The organism is Exiguobacterium sp. LL15, from assembly GCF_024436095.1.
GTDB classification, from domain to species: domain Bacteria; phylum Bacillota; class Bacilli; order Exiguobacteriales; family Exiguobacteriaceae; genus Exiguobacterium_A; species Exiguobacterium_A indicum.
This window is the reverse complement of record NZ_JANFNX010000001.1, coordinates 1,398,322-1,416,512: the sequence shown is the minus strand read 5'-3', so window position 1 is coordinate 1,416,512 and position 18,191 is coordinate 1,398,322. Positions and strand designations below refer to the sequence as shown.

Here is an 18,191-nt window from a genome sequence, read left to right as displayed (position 1 = left end):
TCATATGAAGTCCATCGTTCTTTTTAAATATGACCCCACCGAACTAAATCTTCAAGGTAATCACGATACGATTCCTCGACTTCTACTTCCGTCAATTCTCGTGCACGAATGACGAGGTCTCTTACGTCAGAATCGGCAAAATATGCACCGCCGACGAGAGCATATAAGTAAGAGCCGATTACTTCGGATTGATTCCGGACTAAAAAACCGGTGATGTGTGTACCATCGAGACTCTCTAAGACGATATCAATCCGGCGTCCTTCCATCTCATCGAGAATCAATTGATTATAATCTGCTTCTTTCTGAGTAGCATATCGGTATCGTCGGTTTCTCCTTTTGTTATCTTGAATCTCCCACTCGAAATCCTCTAATTCCTTAGGCGTGAAAAGCGAATCCAAGATAGCAGCGTCATCAATCTTCAAGCAGCAAAAGATGGCATCGTATTCGAGTTGATCATCATTCACTAAATCCGAGATGTCGTCTTTCGGGATTTCGATTGCATTATAACGCCGGCATACGCGCTCGATGACCGTTTCTTTTTTTAACGTCAACTGTTGCTTTCGGTGTTGGAACTTGTGAGATGCTTTTTCATAATCCATGCTGGTCACCTCCGATGATAGTCTGTTCTTCTCCAATATATTTGTGTTCGACTGTATTTTAACACAAATAGACCGTTGGATTAGTCCGACGGTCTACGCTCGTTATTTGTCGTCCTGTAGAACACATTTCATCGCCTCAGATCATTTTATATCCCATTCGCCTCGCCTCGATGAAAGCAGAAGCAAGAAAGGCGAATACTCCCCAAAGAATCCATGCTGCCCCACGTCCGACGAGTAAGGGATCCGTTCCATATAGCGATGTGCCCCACGTTAGAACGATTCCGTCTAAGAACGTAGCCACTAACAGTCCGAGACTGACACCTGGCACCATCTGTTCAGCATTCAAGCATGCAACTTTTTTTATGATGATGACGGAAATCCACGAAACCGGTAAACCAATCAGGAAGGCAATCACGTTTCCAACATTTTCGAACATGCCGATTCCAGATCCGAATCTGACTGACAGGGCACCGACGAACCAAAATGCTGCACCAAGTACGACCAAGACGATAGATTGTCCTTTCGAGAATAGAGGGGGCTTATCATGTGTCATTTGTATTTCCTCCTTAAATATGTAGTATTTACTACATAAATAAATGTAGCATATGCTACGCTTTTTGACAATGCCATGGTGTATCGATTGTAACTGTCACAATATTTTTATCGAAGTGATTTTGTTTTCGTGAAAAACAACTTGAATAATCGCCGATTCAGCTATAAAAAAGGTCAATCGATGACGATAGATAGGTACAGATTGTTCTTTTGAAAAACTGTCTTAGTACATGAACGATACATAGAAGGAGTTAATGACACCATGAATGAAACCTTACCGAGACCGCTACGCTCACCAGCGATTTTGTCGAGCCTTGAAGCAAACGTCGCGATGATCTGTTTTGATCGCCAACGACGCGTCGTCGACGTCAATGACTTGTTTGCGAAAACGATGAAATATAAACGAGACGAGATGATTGGCTTACAGCACCATACGTTTTGCACACCAGAATTCGCGAACAGCCGTGAGTATCAGGACTTTTGGACACGTCTGTTTTCGGGCTTCAGTACAGCGGATAAAATCAAACGAGTCGATGCCCGGGGCGACATCTTGTGGCTTGAAGCAACCTACATGCCGATTTTTGAAGGAGAAGAGGTCGTCGGTGTCGTCAAGATTGCGAGTAACATTACGGACCGGATCGACCGCGTGCAAGGATATGCGAAAAGCTTCCAGACGCTTGCTGAAGGACTGAATTTGCAATCGGTTCAAGGATCGAAAGAGGGCAACCAGCTTCAAGAGACGATGACTACGATCGCGAGTGAAACGGCAGAAAACCAACAGACGTTCGAAACACTGTATGACCAAGCCATCGAGATCACGAAGATTGCTGATACGATCAAGGAGATTGCGGCCCGGACGAATTTATTGTCTTTGAATGCGGCAATCGAAGCGGCACGGGCTGGGGAACACGGTAAAGGCTTTACCGTCGTTGCCAGTGAAGTCAAAAACTTATCGGATTTAGTCGGCAGTGCAGTCGTCGAAGTACGCACGAATACGGAAACGATGAACCGTCAAATCATGGCGATGATGAAAAAGATTGAAGCGTCCCATCTCGAAGTTGCGTCGAGCCTTGTGACGGTAAAAGAAACGATGCAACGCTTTACTGCGATCGAAGAGGTCGCACGACAACTCGAGCAGCAAACAGAGGATTTTCGGTCGTTTATTTGAAATGGATATGGAAAAAGCGATGGTAATGAGCCATCGTTTTTTTGTTTAGTCAGATGAGTCGTTTTAGAAGAGTAAAGGCGTGGGATATAACAGATGAGCCCGTTGACCACAGAACGGAGGCACGTTATAATTCAAATATACGTTTGAATGTAAGGTAAAAGGAGGCAACGTCATGGCACATGATCATCACCACCACCATCATCATACCGACAATAAAAAGGTACTGCTCTTATCGTTCCTGATCATCACCGCGTTCATGATCGTCGAAGTCATCGGCGGGATTTGGACGAATAGTCTCGCGTTGTTATCGGACGCAGGGCACATGTTAAGTGATTCGATTTCACTCGCGATCGCCCTGTTAGCCTTCCAGTTCTCGAGTCAAGCACCGGATGCGAGTAAGACATTCGGTTCAAAACGCTTTGAAATCTTAGCCGCTATCATAAATGGTGTGACGCTGATCGTCATCGCCCTTTATATTTTCATTGAAGCCATCCAGCGCTTCATCGATCCACCCGCTGTCGCAACGACCGGGATGCTGATCATCAGTGTCCTCGGGTTGCTCGTCAACATTCTCGTTGCCTGGATCATGACGCGCGGCGGTGGACATGAACACAACCTCAACATGCGCGGTGCGTATCTACATGTGTTAAGTGACATGCTTGGATCGGTCGGTGCGATTGCAGCTGCTCTTCTGATCATGTTCTTCGGTTGGGGATGGGCGGATCCACTAGCGAGTATCATCGTCGCGATCCTCGTCTTACGGAGCGGCTATTACGTGACGAAGGCATCCGTTCACGTCTTGATGGAAGGAACGCCGAGCGACGTCGACATCGATGAGGTCGTTTCGACGATTCAGACGAACGAAGCCGTCCTCGGATTACATGATCTACACATCTGGTCGATCACGAGTGGTTATAAAGCGTTATCGTGTCACGTCGTCGTCAAGGAGGACATGACTGTCAGGGAATCGGAGTCGATTCGCGAACAGATTGATCACGATTTAAAACACGTCGGGATTAACCACGCAACGATCCAGGTCGAGACGGATCAGCATGCGCACGGTAATACGTTGTATTGTGACGGCAAACACGAATCGCATACGCATTAAAAAAACGAGCACGCGTCCAAGTCGGACGGGTGCTCGTTTGCTTATGCTCAAATGATCGGCACCGTTGGTAGAAACAGCGTCGCGAACAGACTGATACTCAAGAACATCGAGTATCCGAAAAAGGTCGTTTTGGCATTTCCAGCCGCTCGGTTACCTAAGTACATGAAAAAGACGATGGATAAGAACGTCAAACCCGTCAATACGGATGAGTGGTGTTGATCCGGCGAAGGAGCAAGCGACTGGACAAGATGCGCGAGACCAAGCGGCAGGACGATCAAAAGAAAGTAGTAGCCTAGACGTGCCTCGGATGGAACGTCGACCTGTTCCTGTTCGGTTTCATAGTCATAACGCGTTTGCGTTTTCATGGATCTTCACCTCCCTATGCGTTTTAGTATAGCGAATGAACATGTCGGCTCTGTTACAGACGGGTAAGAATGCCTTAACAGACGATGACGATGTGATGACGAAAAAAGAATGGGCAGCAATTGAGAAAAATTGTAAGATAGACAAGAAGTCGTTTTAGGAAAGGAATAAAGCATCATGTCACGTGCGTTTCGTTTTATGTATGTCTCGGATTTGTTATCGACCGTCGGGACGAGTTTTGTCTATATCGCAATCTACTGGGTGAGTGCGGAAGAGATTAGTGCTTCTGGCGTCGCCTTGCTTGCGACTGGTGTCTTTTTGATTCGTTTTCTCGTTTCAATGTTCGTCGGACCATGGATCGATCGATTCGTCAGTGCATCCTTGTACCAAACGTCGCTACTCATTCGATTGCTTGCGCTTGGGATCGCGTTAGCGGGAATCGGTCTGACGAACGTCGTCCTACCGTGGTTACTCGGCTTACTCGTCGTGCAGACGATTTTGCAAATCATTGGTGGCAATGCCGTCTTCACGTGGGTCGTTGATTTAGTCGAAGATGACCAATTGCCGCAAGCGAATGCGTACCTTGCTACGATTGAACGGATCGGTACGTTGAGCGGATTTTTACTCGGTGGGGTGATGGTCGCCCATTTCTCGATCGCGAGTATCTTATGGCTTGATCTTGGTCTACATCTCGTCGCCTGGTTACTCGTTCGACATATGACAGGGCAAGTCGCAGAAGAGGCGCGTCATGGTTCGTACCGCGAAGCGTTGCTCGCAGGGATCGGACACGTCGTCCGTGACGGTCGCCTGAAATGGATCCTTGGTTGTGCGATCCTCGCAAACTGGATGATCACACCGATGAATACTTTACTTGCGCCATATGCCAAGAGTGTCTTGTCGGGAAATGCCCAGATGTTTTCTGCACTCGAACTGGCGACGGTGATCGGGGGAATCGCGATGTCGCTCCTATACGGGAAGTGGGTCGCCTCCGTACGACAGGATAAGCTGTTTCGTTTTGCCGTCGTCTTGCAAGGTCTCGCAATTGCGATCGTCGCCTATGTCTCATTCGTCCCAGTGGCTGTTGGTGGGTTCATCTTGCTCGGCATGGCGCTGACGTTATTCGGGATTCCATTTGCGACCTTGTTGCAGCGCTCGACGCCTGCGCATTTGCTCGGCCGGGTCCGGACGGCGATGGTCGCAGCATCAACGGCATGTTCCGCGCTCTGTTACGGATTGTCGTCGTACTTGACGTCGTTCTTTAGCATCTCGTTCGTCTTTTTGTTCTTTGCCTTGAGTGGTCTTGTCATGACCAGTGTCTGGTTACTGATTCATCGTACCGTTTCCTTTTCTGAAGTACGACAGGACAAGGTCGGATGAAATATCCGCCTTGAGGTGGAGGTAAGCGGTTTCGCGCTTATGTACACTAGAGATAGAAATGAACGATGAGGAGTGGAGTCGATGGAGAGTTTATGGATCACAGCGTTATTGTTTTTGATTCCGATTAGTGGGATGACGGTCTTCTTGAATGTACTGTGGCGCCGAATGGAAACGGAAGGCGTTTCGGAGTAAGGATGAACTAACTAAACAGTGCGTCTGCTTACCAATTTTAGATTGGACAGCAGACGTTTTTTTCATTTGAGGCATAAATGGTCGTAGAAGAATGACCTCAGATTCGTTAAATCAATACTTCCCGTGTAAACTGAAGTAGCAAGCGGTTTTATGATTTTCGATCGAAGATAAGGGGGAAGCATCAACATGAAAGCAATCATTACAGGTATGAACGGTACGGTAGCACCCGTCGTTGCGGATGTCTTAGCAAAGCACGACATCGAGACAGTCGCCTGGGACCGGAAGAAAGTCTCAACGACTGACGAATCGGCGATGCGGACATTTTTAGAAACGGAACGACCAGATTATTTCTTACATATCGGAATGGGGTCTGTCAGTTGGACGGAAGCGCTCGTCCGCTTGTGCCAAGAATATGCGATTCCATTTTTCTTCACGAGTACGGTGTCTGTTTTCTCGGACGACGTGCCGGCACCGATTGACAAGGACGCAGTACCGGATGCGACCGATGAGTATGGTGCTTATAAGATTGCTTGCGAACAAGCGATTCAAGCACTCGATCCACAAGCGAAGATCGTCCGGATCGGCTGGCAGATCGGAACGGAAGCTGGTTCGAACAATATGGTCGATTTCTTCACGAACGAGATGAAACAGCACGGCGTCATTCGGGCGAGTCGGAATTGGTATCCGTCGAGTTCAGTGCTTGAAGATACAGCTGAAGCGCTCGTTACGATTTTACTCGAACAGGAAGCGGGGCTCTATCAGTTGAACGGAAACGAGCGTTATTCAATGTATGATTTAGCGCGTGCCTTGAATACGCTTCATGCAAAAAACTGGACGATTGAACCGGTCGATGAACCACGCCGTGATAACCGAATGGCAACGGACGTCGTCTTGGTCCGTCCATTGTCAGAACGATTGCCACTCTAATCAAACATCCCGCTCTCCTTGACATGTGTCAAAGAGAACGGGATGTTTTTTATTGCGCAACTGGTGTTTCTACTGCAAAAGCAAGCGTTGGTCCAAAGATTTCGTAATGCAGTTTGTCGGGTGACGCCGTGAAGTGTTCGATCACATATTGAATCATTGCTTCCGGACCACAGACGTATGTCGAATCCGTGATACCTGCGATAACGTCTTTCGGCAGGCGACCCGCTTGATCCATTGCCTGGTGTTCTGCGTAACGAATGACGCGTGCGCCACGTTGCTCAAGCAAGGCAAGTTGCTCGTTAAATGGACGATTGCGTTCGTCTTGGACAGCGTGATGTAACGTGACCTGTCGACCAGCAGCTAACGCTTCGTCAGCCATCGCAAGCATCGGTGTAATCCCGATCCCACCGGCAATCAGCACGACTGGTTCGTCTGACGCATCGAGTGTAAAAGCACCCGCTGGCGCACTAATGAACACCGTGTCACCGACTTGCGCTGCATGTAAATAGTCCGAGACGATGCCTTCTCGTTTGACACCAATCGTATATGTTTCCATGTTCGATGCCGTCGTCAGACTGTATTGACGATTGTGCCATAAGCCATCTTTGTCTTGAATCCGCACCGTAATGTATTGTCCGGCTCGATAAGCGGGGAGTGGACCGTCCGTGCGGAAGGTCAAGGCGCGAATCCCATCCGCTTGCTCCTCGACATCCGAAATCTCGACTGTCTGATATCCGGAAAATCCTTTTGCTTGTTCATCCTGTGCGTAAAGTTCGGCTTCAAGCGTGATGAACAGATTGGCAATCTCCCCATATGCTTCTCCCCACGCGCGCAAGATGTCTGGCGTTGCGGCTTCTCCTAAGACATCTTGCATTGCCCCGAGTAATTCGTGTCCGACGATGGGATACATTTCCGGTTTGATTTGTAGACTACGGTGTTTATGGAGCACAGGTAATAAGACCGGCTTTAACGTCTCGAGTTGATCGATGTGAGCAGCAGCGGCATACACGGCTGTTGCGAGTGCTTGCGATTGGCGGTCGCTTCGTTGATTCGATTGATTGAAGACGTGTTTCAGTTCCGGATGAGCTTGAAACAAGCGCTGATAAAAAACTTTCGTGATCGCGGCACCGTGCGACGCAAGGACGGGAACCGTCGATTGAACGATTTGAATGGTAGAGGTTGATAACATAGGACCACTTCCTTTTCACTAAGTAATGAAGACAGTCTTAGTATTTCGCAGCCTCACTTTTAATGCAACATTTAAAATACTGGATTAAAAAATAGTGTGTGTTTTGTCACAAGCAGGTCAAGATTTCGTCAACGATTCGTCACGATTGGTTGGAGATCCAGAGCTTCGAGAAATCAAAGTAACCGAACGAGTCGATCGTGATGTTTTGCAATTCGATCGGATATGGAATCAGTCGTGTATCGTGATAGAACGGGATGAAATACGATTCGTCGATTAAGTAACGCTCAATCGATTGGTGGATCGGGAGCCAGTCTTCGAACGGTGTCGCGTCATATTGTTCAATCGATTTCAACATCTCTGGCATCTGCTGAAACAAGCGGATTGGTGGTGAGAACGTATTCGTCATGAACTGATAGAAGGCGTACTGGACATTCCGCTCGAACACTTCGGCATGGACGGCGAGATCAATCGTATCGTACGCGTGAAAATCCGTGATGCTCTCTTCAAAGCCGACCTCGACGAACTCATACGGAATTCCGTCCTGATCAAATCGCTGACAGAGCCAGCGTGTCACCTTGTCCGTAAAATCAGTCAGCTTGATTCGGATCGGTTGCGTGAACAAAACGGCAGGACCATCCGGGACAGTATACGGTTGACTATAGGACTCAAGAAAACCACAGTCGTTCGGTTGTGCCCGTTCATGGAAGTCATGAATGTCACCACGGACTTCCGCGACGAGCCGGTGGATATAATGCCGCGCGGCTTTGGATTCAAACGGACCACCGGCGCGCGGATGGAGCAAGACGAGACCAAATCCGGATTGTGTCGCGATCGTATCAATCGGACTAGAATCAGAAGCCGATGTCCGATAGACCGGGTCATATTGCTCCGGCATCTGGATGAATTCGATCCGGTCGAGCAGGGCACGAATGCCGAAGTAGTTCGGGAACGCTGTCAGAACGGTCTTCTTATCGTCATGCTGCGTCAGTTGGAATGGTCCCGTCCCGACACCGTCCTTGATGATGCTCGTGTGAATCGAGGCGAGTTGTGGCAAAATTGAACTCCGGCGCTGATCAAGTGTGAGGTCGACCCGGTACGGACCGTTCGAGACGATCTGTTTCACGTGCCGGTAGGAATAAGCGTAAGCCGGATAGGCAATCAAAGCACGCAGGCTCTTCGTCACTTCCTTACTCGTCAGGAGCGAGCCGTCATGAAAGCGGACGTCCTTCCGTAAGAAGAGACTGAGCGTCGTCCCGTTCCAAATATAATGATGGGCGAGTTCACCCTGGATGTTGCCGTCAACATCGATCGTAAACAGCCGGTTGAAGACGTTCTGGACGAGATGGGCACTATGGATATCCGCTGCTTCTAACGGGTGGGTCGTCAGGAAATTCCGTTTTCGAGGAATCAATAACGCATCAGCCGTCGTCTGTGTATAGCCGAATTTTCGTTCGAGCTGCCGCATGAAGCGTCCTGCTTGCGCCGGCGACCAGTCCCACGTCAATTCCTCCGTCACCGACTCGATCGAGTCTCGATCGATCCGTTCGAGCATCCGTTTCGCATACTCTCGTTCGACGTGGCGTAACCAGACGAGTTCACTTAAGTTGCCCCGTCCGCGACCACTCGTGTAACCAATCCAACCGTCTTCCTGCCATTTATTGAGATATCGTTTCGTTTGTTTAGGACTGAGATGGATGGCGTCGGCAAGCGTCGCAATCGAGTAGTGTCCATTTCGGCAAGTCTTCCATAACATAAAAAGATAAGCATCCATCGTCCTTCTCCTCCTTAAAAGGGGACATCTTTTTTGAATGACGTCCATTTTTCCTGTGTCTTGTCTTGTTTATGATACAGGTAGAGAATGGAAGGTGACAATATGAAATGGAAAGAAATACCGAAACCAATTAAAGTACGTCTTATCACATCGTTTTTCAACCGGGCTGTCTCGTTCTCCATCATGCCGTTCATGGCCCTCTTGTTCGTCCAGGCATTCAACGAAGTCATCGCCGGTGCATTTTTGATCGCGATGGTCTTCGTCAGCTTCATCACGAATCTACTCGGCGGATATCTTGCCGACCGCTTTTCCCGCAAACGTCTGCTCGTCACGACTTCTGCGCTCACAGCGCTGACGTTCATCACGATGACGATCTCATTGACACTCGACTGGATGCTGTTGTTCATGGTCATCTACGCTGTCTTCTCGGTGACAAGTAATCTTGGTCGACCGGCAATGAGCGCAATTATCATCGATGCAACGACGAAGGAAAATCGCCAAGCGGTTTATGCGCTTGACTACTGGTTGATCAATCTCTCGATCGCCATCGGAACGGCGCTCGGGGGCTGGCTCTACGTCAGTAATCAATTGCTGTTGTTCGGGATATTAAGCTTCACGTCGTCCGTTTTACCGATTGCCTATTATCTGTTTCTTGACGACACGCTACGGACGTGGCAACGTCAAAAACTACGTGGCGTTCTCACGGATATCTTCACGAGCTATCAACTCGCTTGGCGGGACCGTCCATTCGTTAAGGTCGTCTTCGGTTCGATGTGTATCTTAGCGGCTGAGTTTTCGATGGGCAGTTATGTCGCCGTCCGACTCGCCGATTCGTTCGAACCACTATCATTTGCCGGGTGGTCGATCAACGGGGTCCGGATGATGAGTATCATCAACATCGAAAATACGTTGCTCGTCGTCACGTTGACGTTCATCGTCCAGCGATTAGCGAAGCGTTTGTCGCCGCGCCGGACGCTCGCTGCGGGTCTCATGCTGTACACGATCGGTTATGTTGTCGTGACGAGTGCCAATAGCATGACGGCACTGATGGTCTTCATCTTCATCGCAACGATCGGCGAGTTGCTCTACTCTCCGGTCTTGAACACTCAAAAAGCAAACATGATGCCAGCCGATCAACGCGGAGCGTACTCAGCGTTCGCGGGAACGTCGTTTGCTGGAGCGGATTTACTTTCCCGGTCGACGATTCTCGTCGGGACCTTCTTGATCCCGTCGATGATGAGTGTTTACCTCGGATTGATCCTCTTGACGGGATTTGGATTAGTCTATACGAGTCTGTTTGTGAAGGAATCGGTCGAACGAGAGCGAAACGTATCTTAATAAGGGGGAATACAGATGAACTTACCAGATACTATTGAAACGCCACGGCACCTGTTACGCCGTTGGCAAGACGACGATGCAGAAGCATTGTATGCTTACGCGAAGGATCCAAATGTTGGACCAAAAGCAGGCTGGGCGCCGCACGCGTCACTTGACGAAAGCCAAGAAGTGATCGGCATTTTCCAAGCGTCACCTGGCGAATATGCAGTGACCGATAAGGAAACTGGTGAAGTGATCGGTAGCTTCGGTTTTCACTTCAATCGTCGTCCGGACGATTCAATCACCCATGACCGTCAAGTTGAGATTGGCTATGTCCTCGCGCCTGATTACTGGGGAGAAGGGCGGATGCCGGAAATCGTCGAAGCAATACTTGATTTCATCTTCCGGGAACTGCCGATCGATGTCGTCTGGTGCGGGCACTTTGATTTTAATGACCAATCACGCCGTGTCGTTGAGAAACTCGGTTTTACCCCTGTTCTTGACCGACCATTCGTCTTAGAACGAATCGACGGTAGGACCGTGACGAGTCATGTCTACAACTGGACGCGTGAGCGGTATGAAGCAATACAAGGGAATTGATCACTATATAAAATAAAAAGGCGTGCACCGGTGCACGCCTTTTTATTTTATATAGTGATGTCTAAATAGACATTAAAAACGAATACATTCTGTTATGGCTTAACTTTCATATCTTCATACCAAAAAAGAGAATAATCCATCATCAATGAGGGTTCATTTTGCTGCCTTAACATGGTAGTAATGTTCCCCAGGTGATACGTACCGTGATTGGCTACATGTAAAAGAATTTCTTCAAAAGTCGTTTCCCGTGGACCAGACCAAGGATTATCCACATGTATCGTCATAGTAAGAGTTGAGTTCTGATTTAAAAATAGTTGATACTTTGATGCTATATTTTTGAATGCTGTTTTGAATTCTTCAATTGTATATGCATCAGTTAATGGTAATTGACTCATCGCATCTTGTAGCGCTTGTTGAAATTCTACTTTTTCTAAAACATGAATCCACATAGTATCAACTGCAAGAATATGACTAAGTGTTTTAGCGATTGTCGGATAAGAGCTTTTCACCTCTTTATTTAATAGATTTTCAGGTAATGCATCCATATGATCTAACATCAACTGTATCGCCCAGTTGTGATATTCATACATCGTTTTTCCGGCATTCATCCAAATCGCTCCTTTAATTGTAGTAAGAACTGTCTAACTACGTTCATTATAAAAAAGGATATATGACATCTGAGTGTCATATATCCTCATATAGATTAACTATTTTTTTGGCTTCATTTCTTAATATGTCTTGTAAGTACAAGGGATGAATAACAACTACACCTGATCTGAAGCTTAATAAAATGTTGATTAACCATTCCGCATGTAAAGGTGAAGGTAACAATAAAGTCATCGTAACACTACCATCTTCTTCAAAAACCATCGATTGATGCTTAAAATGGTTTAAGACTACATGAATGGATTCAGGATGAATTCTTAACGTGATACTTTCCCGTGCGGGTTTCACGACAGCTCTGTCTCCAGGAATGGGATGGTTATCCTGAATAGATGTTGAAAGTCTTTGAAGGTTGAGCATATGTGACACTTTGAATTCGCGGTAATCATTTCTTAAATAACAATAAGCATAAAGGTACCATGTACGAAATTTATATCGTAGAAAAATGGGATCTACTTCTCGAATGGTCTGTTCCTTTTGAGCACTGATGTATTGAAACAGAACTCTTTTTGATTCTTTGATACTCTTTTGAAGATCAATTAAGAAAGTAGGCTCAATGGATTGATCAGCTAAATCAATGTGCAAATGGTTATTTTGTTCTTCTGTCGTAAGAATCGATAGCCGTTCTAGCGTATTTTTTAAATCTTGATCATGTAATTGCGCTGATAAACTTTTCATTAAAGATAGAACATCGACCATAGAAGACGCATTTAAAAAGGTCTTATCCCATTTATAATTCTCAATAATACCGAAACCTCCATTAGTTCCATGATAAGAAGTAACGGGAATTCCAGCTGCACTAATGGTTTCAATATCTCGATAAATCGTTCTCTGAGAGACATTTAATTCACTAGCTAATTGAGCGGCCGAGATCGTAGAGCGATGCAGTAACTTAAATATGATAGTCAGTAATCGTTCGAGTTTCAAAAAATTCTCCTTTGTATTAAGCACGACTATAGTTTGAACCGTCATTCCATACAAATAATTACGTTTAGTATAATTGATTTATTCGTTCTATGGAGAGATTAAAAAGTACTTCGTAATGAATTGAATCAAAATCCAAAGAAAAAAGTATGCATCACGCATACTTTTTGTGGTTTTCCTTATCTTATTAGATATGTTTGGGTTGTAAATCTAATTCAATATGTAATTTTGACCTATTTCTTTAAGAATTTATTCGGCGATAAGACAGCTACCACTTTGAAGTCGGGAAGCTAACACCAAAAAAATGAAAATTACTTATGAATCATAAAAATGTAAAATCAAAGGTTACGTATGGAAAAGGAAGTAAGTTAAAATTCGGTTCAATTCAAATAAAGTCCTTATCTAAATAAGAAGGAGAGTGGGAAAAAATGAATCAGGTTGCAGCCATAAGTATGCTAGGAAACGTCTTTATTTTTATAGTCGTTTTATACTTTAATCAGAACCAAATCGTTTCTTCAGTGCTTTGAGACGTTTGACTGATCTTGTTTAGATTCGCGAATAAAAGCGACTGTCATTGTAATGGCAGCAACAACATATCCGACGAGTACAGAGGTCAATTCCGACCAATCAAATACAGAACGGAGAATGATTTGGGGAACAAAATAGACGAACACTGCAATCGGTAAAATCCATGTCTTCGTCTTCCATGCCGTGACGAGAATCCAGGCAATTAGAAGGGCACCAATTAACCAACCAACGCTCGGAGATAACGTGATTTTGGGCGAATCAATGAGTCCGTTGACGATCAACAGTCCGACGATCAGAAGAAGATGAACACTCCCATGAATCCCGTAACGCAGGAGGCGTGGTCGAGCAGTATCGCGTAAGGCGTCTTTGCGGAACAACAATGCAAGTGTCGTCAAATAAACAGCGCTTATCAGTAAGAAGCCACCGACGAGCAGGATACTGTAAGTCATCGTGCCATTCAAGAGATTTTGTAAGTATAGAAAGCTGGAAGCACCAAGATACACTTGCATGATCGTCCAAAAGGCTTGTTTTGAATCAAATGCCATCTCGTGTGAGATCGACTGGATGTAGGCGGCAGGACTGTCACCCGTGATGGAACGAACCGATTTGCCATCCGCTTCCGCTTCAATCAGATGGTCTTCGAGTTCAAGGACGATCTCGTTCGTCGCTTGTTCATTTTTTCCCGAAGCAAGCAGGTAGACCTTCAAGTCTTCCAAAAATCGGGTTGATTCCGTTGATAGGGTCATCTCAATCATCCTCCTTTAAAATACTTTCAACACTTGTCGAAAGGTGTTGCCATCTTTCCTTGAATGCGGTGAGTTCTTCTGCACCGCTCGTCGTGATCGAATAATACTTCCGTTTCGGACCGGACGGAGAGACGCGTGAAGTCGCTTCGATCCAGCCCAGTTTTTGCATCCGGATCAACAATGGATAGATCGTTCCTTCGCTGATGTCAGAGAAACCGTATGCTTTCAGTTTCGTCGCCAGTTCATAACCATAAATCTCTTCTTCCGCGATCAGTGCAAGTAAACAACCGTCGAGAATCCCCTTTAACATTTGCGTCGATGACATCCACATCATCCTTTCGCTACTTGGTATTACAAGGTAATGATATACCAAGCTATTTTGTATTACAAGGTAGCTGGAGGAAAAAGATTCATTTCCCTGAAAAAAAGGTAAACAAATCATAAAGTAGATACGTCGCTTGTTTAGAAAAGGGAGGTATTGATCGTGGATAAGCGGAATACTGTCGTCTCGGCGACCGTCGTCTTCATCATCATGGGTATCGTCATGGCTGTCTCTGCGTTTGGTTTCGGCATTCGTTATGGTGAACCGGAGTTGTTACGTATCGCGATCTTCGGTGAAGTCGTTACAGCGATTTTTCTCGTCTGGTACATTCGTCGACATGCCACGTTTGCTGCCGTCGGGTTTTCGAAACTGCAGTCGCGGGGTCTGATCTGGTACATTCCGTTACTGCTGATCGTTATCGTTCAAGTCGGATTGATCGTCAATGCGATGCTCACGACCTCGATTTCATCATCGGCACTCCAACTTGTCGGAATCGTCTTCCTGACGACCTTATTCGTTGGTTTCAATGAGGAAGTCTTGTTTCGAGGCATCATCTTACGTTACCTTCGACCGAACGAACATCCGTATCGTGCCGTCCTCATCAGTGCGCTCCTATTCTCATCTTTCCACTTGCTTAATTTGATCGCCTTGATTCCCCCAGCAGCGATGTTGTTCCAACTTGCGAATACATTCGTCTTTGGTGTGTTCTTAGCGATCATCGCACTCAAGCTGAATACTCTTTGGCCATTGATCATTTTCCATGCGTTATGGGATTTCGCGAGCATCGCAGCGGATGTCGTGAACGTCAATTTAGGCATCACTCCTCTTTTGACACAAGCTTATCTACTCGTCGCGATTGTCATTCAATTGATCTTGTTGAAACGGCACGATCTCAGTCACCTGAATGGACCGATGAATCCACGTAACGTTTGAATAGCTGACTCTCCGTTGTTTGACGGGGAGTTTTTTTGAATAAAGCTAGTATCAATGATTAATATGTAATATATTACTCGTATGAAACCTACAGATGATTTAGCCATTGCACGACTTCCTCTCAGTGAGGAAGTATATCGACGTTTACAGCATCACATCATCACTTTACGCCTCGCCCCAGGCGAGAAGGTGAACGATCAAGCGCTCGCGGAAATGTTCGGAGTCAGCCGGACACCGGTCCGCGAAGCCTTGAAACGACTCGAGGAGGAGGGATTGATTTTTGCGAAACGGGGCTCGCGGACGATCGTGACGGAGCTTGATGCTGAACAAGCACAGCAAACCTATCCAATCATCGCGACGCTGCACGGGCTGGCAGCGCGTCTAGCCGGACCGCAATTGACGGAAGACGACTTGATGGAACTTCAGACGATCCATCAACAGTTCACGACGGCAATCGATCAACAGGAGACGGAGACAGCACTGACGTTAGACGATGCCTTTCACGATGTCTTCGTGTTGCGCAGTCAGAACGCTCAGCTACGAGAAACGATTCGCCGATTAACACCGCTGATCCGCCGGCTTGAATACGCCCAGTTCGATCGACTCGGACGCCAATCGATTGCCGATCATGCGGCGATTTTGATCGCGTGCCAACAACGGGATATCGAACAGCTCGTCCAAGCGACGGAACACAACTGGAACGGGCTCGGTCGTCTACTCGTCTCGACCCTAAAGGAGGAGCGCTGATGCGACCTATCATGTATGGCATCCTAGCGGCGATGTTCTTTGCCGTCACCTTCATCTTGAATCAATCGATGCAAGGAGCAGGGGGGCACTGGATCTACAGTGCGTCGCTTCGCTTCTTCTTGATGTTGCCGTTCTTTATCGTCATCGTCTTGATGCGCCGAGGCATCGGGCGCGTCATACAAGCACTGCGAGCAGATATCGGCTTTTGGTTACTGTACGGAACGATTGGTTTCGGACTGTTTTACGGTAGCATCTGTCTTGCTGCCGATCATGCGCCAGGCTGGTTGATTGCCGGAACGTGGCAATTGACGATCCTAGCCGGACCGCTGCTTGCTCCCTTGTTCAAGCAACGGATTCCGTGGTCGGCCCTTAAGTATTCCGTCTTGATCGTCCTTGGGGTCGTCGTCATGCAGTTATCCGTCGCAGGAAGTCTATCGCTACAATCCTTCCTGTTCGGTGCCTTGCCGGTGCTCGTCGCTGCGATTGCCTATCCGCTCGGTAACCGGAAGATGATGGAACGGTATGGGGATGAGCTCGACGTCTTTGAACGGATCCTCGGGATGACGATCGCGAGTTTACCGTTTTGGATCGTGCTCTCCGTAATTGCTTACATACAAGTCGGATTACCAAGTGTCAGTCAAGTGACTCAGTCCGGCTTCGTCGCCTTATTCTCGGGCGTCATCGCGACATCGCTCTTCTTCTACGCGACGTCGCTCGTCCGGACGGAACCGGTCCGGTTAGCTGCGATCGAAGCGACGCAGTCGTTTGAGATCGTCTTCACCGTTCTCGGCGAGATTCTGTTTCTCCATGCGGGACTGCCGACGGGACTCGCGACATTCGGGATCATCCTCGTCATGCTCGGGATGACGTTGCATAGCTTGAATCAGGCGGAGCGGACGGTCGTCCGTCCTGCGAAACGAAAAATCAATTGAGAAAGTAGGCTGTCAGATGGTTTTAACAGGTACACTCGTCAATACCGTCCTGATCATCATCGGGACGTTGCTCGGATTGATGTTCCACCGGATTCCGGAACGGATGAAGGAGACGGTCTTGCAAGCGATTGGTCTAGCCGTCGTCGTGCTCGGGATCCAGATGGGGATGAAGAGCACGAACTTTTTGATCGTCATCGGTAGTCTCGTTCTCGGAGGTGCGATCGGGGAATGGTTCCGCCTCGATGAGAAGCTCGACCGGATGGGGGCGTGGCTCGAACGTAAGATCAGTCGCGGTCGTCCATCAAATATCGCGGAAGGCTTCGTCACCGCGACGTTGATTTTCGTCATCGGAGCGATGGGTGTCCTCGGTGCGCTCGACGGTGGACTGCGTCAGGATCACGACGTCCTCTATACGAAGGGGTTGATTGACGGTTTCACGGCGCTCGTCCTCAGTTCAACGCTCGGGATCGGCGTCATGTTCTCAGCGATTCCCGTCTTCCTCTATCAAGGGGCGATTGCACTGAGTGCCGTTGCGATCACGAAGTTCATTCCTGACGCCGCGCTGCAAGAATTCATCTTGGAGATGACGGCGACCGGTGGAGTGATGATTGCAGCAATCGGTCTCAATCTCGCTGGAATCACGAAAATCCGTGTCGCGAACTTGTTACCGGGCATCGTCATCGTCGCTGTCATCGTGACGGGCTTACATCTATTCTAACGAGACATCCCCGCCTGTCCGAAAGGACGAGCGGGGATGTTGTGTTATGACTCGATCAATTCATGTGTCTCGTATGCCGTGATTGTATGTCCATCGTAATGGAAGTCATGCAGTAATGGATGCTCGGTCGACAGAACAATCGGTAGGTAGTGCCGGAGGTTGCTGATGATGCCAATGTTATCGTCGTCTAGAATCCAGTCGAGTGATTTCCAATCGAGGATTCCTTCAACTGTCATGACCGGTGTTGGAAACGGACGCTCTTCTATATCAGCTAGGTAGAGGTACATACCAGATGTCTCTTCCCCGTGTAAGCGGACGATGCCTTTTGATGTCACTTTATTGAGCATGATACCCGTCTCTTCGAACGTCTCGCGGATGACGGCGGCTTCCGGTGTTTCGCCCGGTTCGATCTTACCACCGACACCGTTCCACATGCCCATCGCTGGACGTTTTTGCCGATTGACGAGTAAAAAGTGGTCTACGTGGCGGATTAAACAAAGCGTATAACGATCCAT

Annotated in this window: 20 protein-coding genes; 10 read left to right on the top strand and 10 right to left on the bottom strand. The window is 47.5% G+C overall.

Annotated elements, in window-relative coordinates; all coding sequences use genetic code 11:
* Positions 1-23 precede the first annotated feature (23 nt).
* On the bottom strand, positions 24-599 hold the full coding sequence (locus tag NOM72_RS07240; RefSeq protein ID WP_023468200.1) for a hypothetical protein: 576 nt from the start codon (positions 597-599) through the stop codon (positions 24-26).
* A 136-nt stretch (positions 600-735) separates the two neighbouring features.
* Positions 736-1,152 carry a hypothetical protein gene (locus NOM72_RS07235; RefSeq protein ID WP_023468201.1) on the bottom strand — a complete coding sequence of 139 codons (417 nt, stop codon included), beginning with the start codon at positions 1,150-1,152 and terminating at the stop codon, positions 736-738.
* Between the two features lie 261 nt (positions 1,153-1,413).
* Between NOM72_RS07235 and NOM72_RS16125 the strand changes: the two genes are divergently transcribed.
* Positions 1,414-2,319, top strand: a complete 906-nt coding sequence (locus tag NOM72_RS16125) for a methyl-accepting chemotaxis protein (RefSeq protein WP_023468202.1) — start codon at positions 1,414-1,416, stop codon at positions 2,317-2,319.
* A gap of 172 nt (positions 2,320-2,491) precedes the next feature.
* Positions 2,492-3,427: a cation diffusion facilitator family transporter gene (locus NOM72_RS07220; RefSeq protein WP_255998442.1), complete on the top strand. Its 936-nt coding sequence runs from the start codon at positions 2,492-2,494 to the stop codon at positions 3,425-3,427.
* A gap of 47 nt (positions 3,428-3,474) precedes the next feature.
* On the opposite strand, the gene NOM72_RS07215 is transcribed toward NOM72_RS07220, so the two are convergent.
* Entirely contained in the window at positions 3,475-3,792 is a 318-nt protein-coding gene (locus NOM72_RS07215; protein WP_023468204.1) for a hypothetical protein, read from the bottom strand.
* A gap of 175 nt (positions 3,793-3,967) precedes the next feature.
* Between NOM72_RS07215 and NOM72_RS07210 the strand changes: the two genes are divergently transcribed.
* Together NOM72_RS07210 and NOM72_RS07205 are read left to right on the top strand one after the other, a co-directional pair.
* Positions 3,968-5,167, top strand: coding sequence for an MFS transporter (locus NOM72_RS07210; RefSeq protein ID WP_255998440.1), 1,200 nt, complete (start codon positions 3,968-3,970; stop codon positions 5,165-5,167).
* A gap of 378 nt (positions 5,168-5,545) precedes the next feature.
* The gene (locus NOM72_RS07205; RefSeq protein WP_174316271.1) at positions 5,546-6,286 is read left to right on the top strand and encodes a sugar nucleotide-binding protein; all 741 of its coding nucleotides are present in this window, start codon (positions 5,546-5,548) and stop codon (positions 6,284-6,286) included.
* 49 nt (positions 6,287-6,335) lie between these two features.
* Here NOM72_RS07205 and NOM72_RS07200 read toward each other — a convergent pair whose 3' ends face one another.
* Complete coding sequence (locus tag NOM72_RS07200) at positions 6,336-7,475, bottom strand: globin domain-containing protein (protein ID WP_174316272.1); 1,140 nt, start codon at positions 7,473-7,475, stop codon at positions 6,336-6,338.
* 139 nt (positions 7,476-7,614) lie between these two features.
* Entirely contained in the window at positions 7,615-9,246 is a 1,632-nt protein-coding gene (locus NOM72_RS07195) for an ABC transporter substrate-binding protein (RefSeq protein ID WP_255998437.1), read from the bottom strand.
* A gap of 102 nt (positions 9,247-9,348) precedes the next feature.
* On the opposite strand from NOM72_RS07195, the gene NOM72_RS07190 reads away from it, so the two are divergent.
* Both NOM72_RS07190 and NOM72_RS07185 read left to right on the top strand, forming a co-directional pair.
* Positions 9,349-10,584 (top strand): MDR family MFS transporter, encoded by a 1,236-nt coding sequence (locus tag NOM72_RS07190; RefSeq protein WP_255998435.1) that lies wholly within the window; start codon positions 9,349-9,351, stop codon positions 10,582-10,584.
* 15 nt (positions 10,585-10,599) lie between these two features.
* Positions 10,600-11,163, top strand: coding sequence for a GNAT family N-acetyltransferase (locus NOM72_RS07185; RefSeq protein WP_174316273.1), 564 nt, complete (start codon positions 10,600-10,602; stop codon positions 11,161-11,163).
* Between the two features lie 92 nt (positions 11,164-11,255).
* On the opposite strand, the gene NOM72_RS07180 is transcribed toward NOM72_RS07185, so the two are convergent.
* The 4 genes from NOM72_RS07180 to NOM72_RS07165 form a co-directional block, all read right to left on the bottom strand.
* Positions 11,256-11,771 (bottom strand): DinB family protein, encoded by a 516-nt coding sequence (locus tag NOM72_RS07180; RefSeq protein ID WP_174316274.1) that lies wholly within the window; start codon positions 11,769-11,771, stop codon positions 11,256-11,258.
* A gap of 76 nt (positions 11,772-11,847) precedes the next feature.
* A complete protein-coding gene (locus NOM72_RS07175; protein ID WP_064300920.1) occupies positions 11,848-12,753 on the bottom strand; it encodes a helix-turn-helix transcriptional regulator in 906 nt (301 codons plus the stop codon).
* A 512-nt stretch (positions 12,754-13,265) separates the two neighbouring features.
* On the bottom strand, positions 13,266-14,024 hold the full coding sequence (locus tag NOM72_RS07170) for a hypothetical protein (RefSeq protein WP_174316275.1): 759 nt from the start codon (positions 14,022-14,024) through the stop codon (positions 13,266-13,268).
* A 1-nt stretch (position 14,025) separates the two neighbouring features.
* On the bottom strand, positions 14,026-14,349 hold the full coding sequence (locus tag NOM72_RS07165; protein ID WP_023468214.1) for a PadR family transcriptional regulator: 324 nt from the start codon (positions 14,347-14,349) through the stop codon (positions 14,026-14,028).
* Positions 14,350-14,508: 159 nt separating this feature from the next.
* Between NOM72_RS07165 and NOM72_RS16180 the strand changes: the two genes are divergently transcribed.
* The 4 genes from NOM72_RS16180 (at position 14,509) to NOM72_RS07145 (ending at position 17,676) form a co-directional block, all read left to right on the top strand.
* Positions 14,509-15,279 carry a CPBP family intramembrane glutamic endopeptidase gene (locus NOM72_RS16180; RefSeq protein WP_055967927.1) on the top strand — a complete coding sequence of 257 codons (771 nt, stop codon included), beginning with the start codon at positions 14,509-14,511 and terminating at the stop codon, positions 15,277-15,279.
* An 81-nt stretch (positions 15,280-15,360) separates the two neighbouring features.
* The gene (locus NOM72_RS07155; protein WP_035397508.1) at positions 15,361-16,026 is read left to right on the top strand and encodes a GntR family transcriptional regulator; all 666 of its coding nucleotides are present in this window, start codon (positions 15,361-15,363) and stop codon (positions 16,024-16,026) included.
* Positions 16,026-16,958 carry a DMT family transporter gene (locus NOM72_RS07150; protein ID WP_255998431.1) on the top strand — a complete coding sequence of 311 codons (933 nt, stop codon included), beginning with the start codon at positions 16,026-16,028 and terminating at the stop codon, positions 16,956-16,958. The genes NOM72_RS07155 and NOM72_RS07150 overlap by 1 nt, the downstream gene beginning before the upstream one ends.
* A 16-nt stretch (positions 16,959-16,974) precedes the next feature.
* A complete protein-coding gene (locus NOM72_RS07145) occupies positions 16,975-17,676 on the top strand; it encodes a DUF554 domain-containing protein (protein ID WP_047395308.1) in 702 nt (233 codons plus the stop codon).
* Positions 17,677-17,720: 44 nt separating this feature from the next.
* Here NOM72_RS07145 and NOM72_RS07140 read toward each other — a convergent pair whose 3' ends face one another.
* Positions 17,721-18,191: an NUDIX hydrolase gene (locus NOM72_RS07140; RefSeq protein WP_055967933.1), complete on the bottom strand. Its 471-nt coding sequence runs from the start codon at positions 18,189-18,191 to the stop codon at positions 17,721-17,723.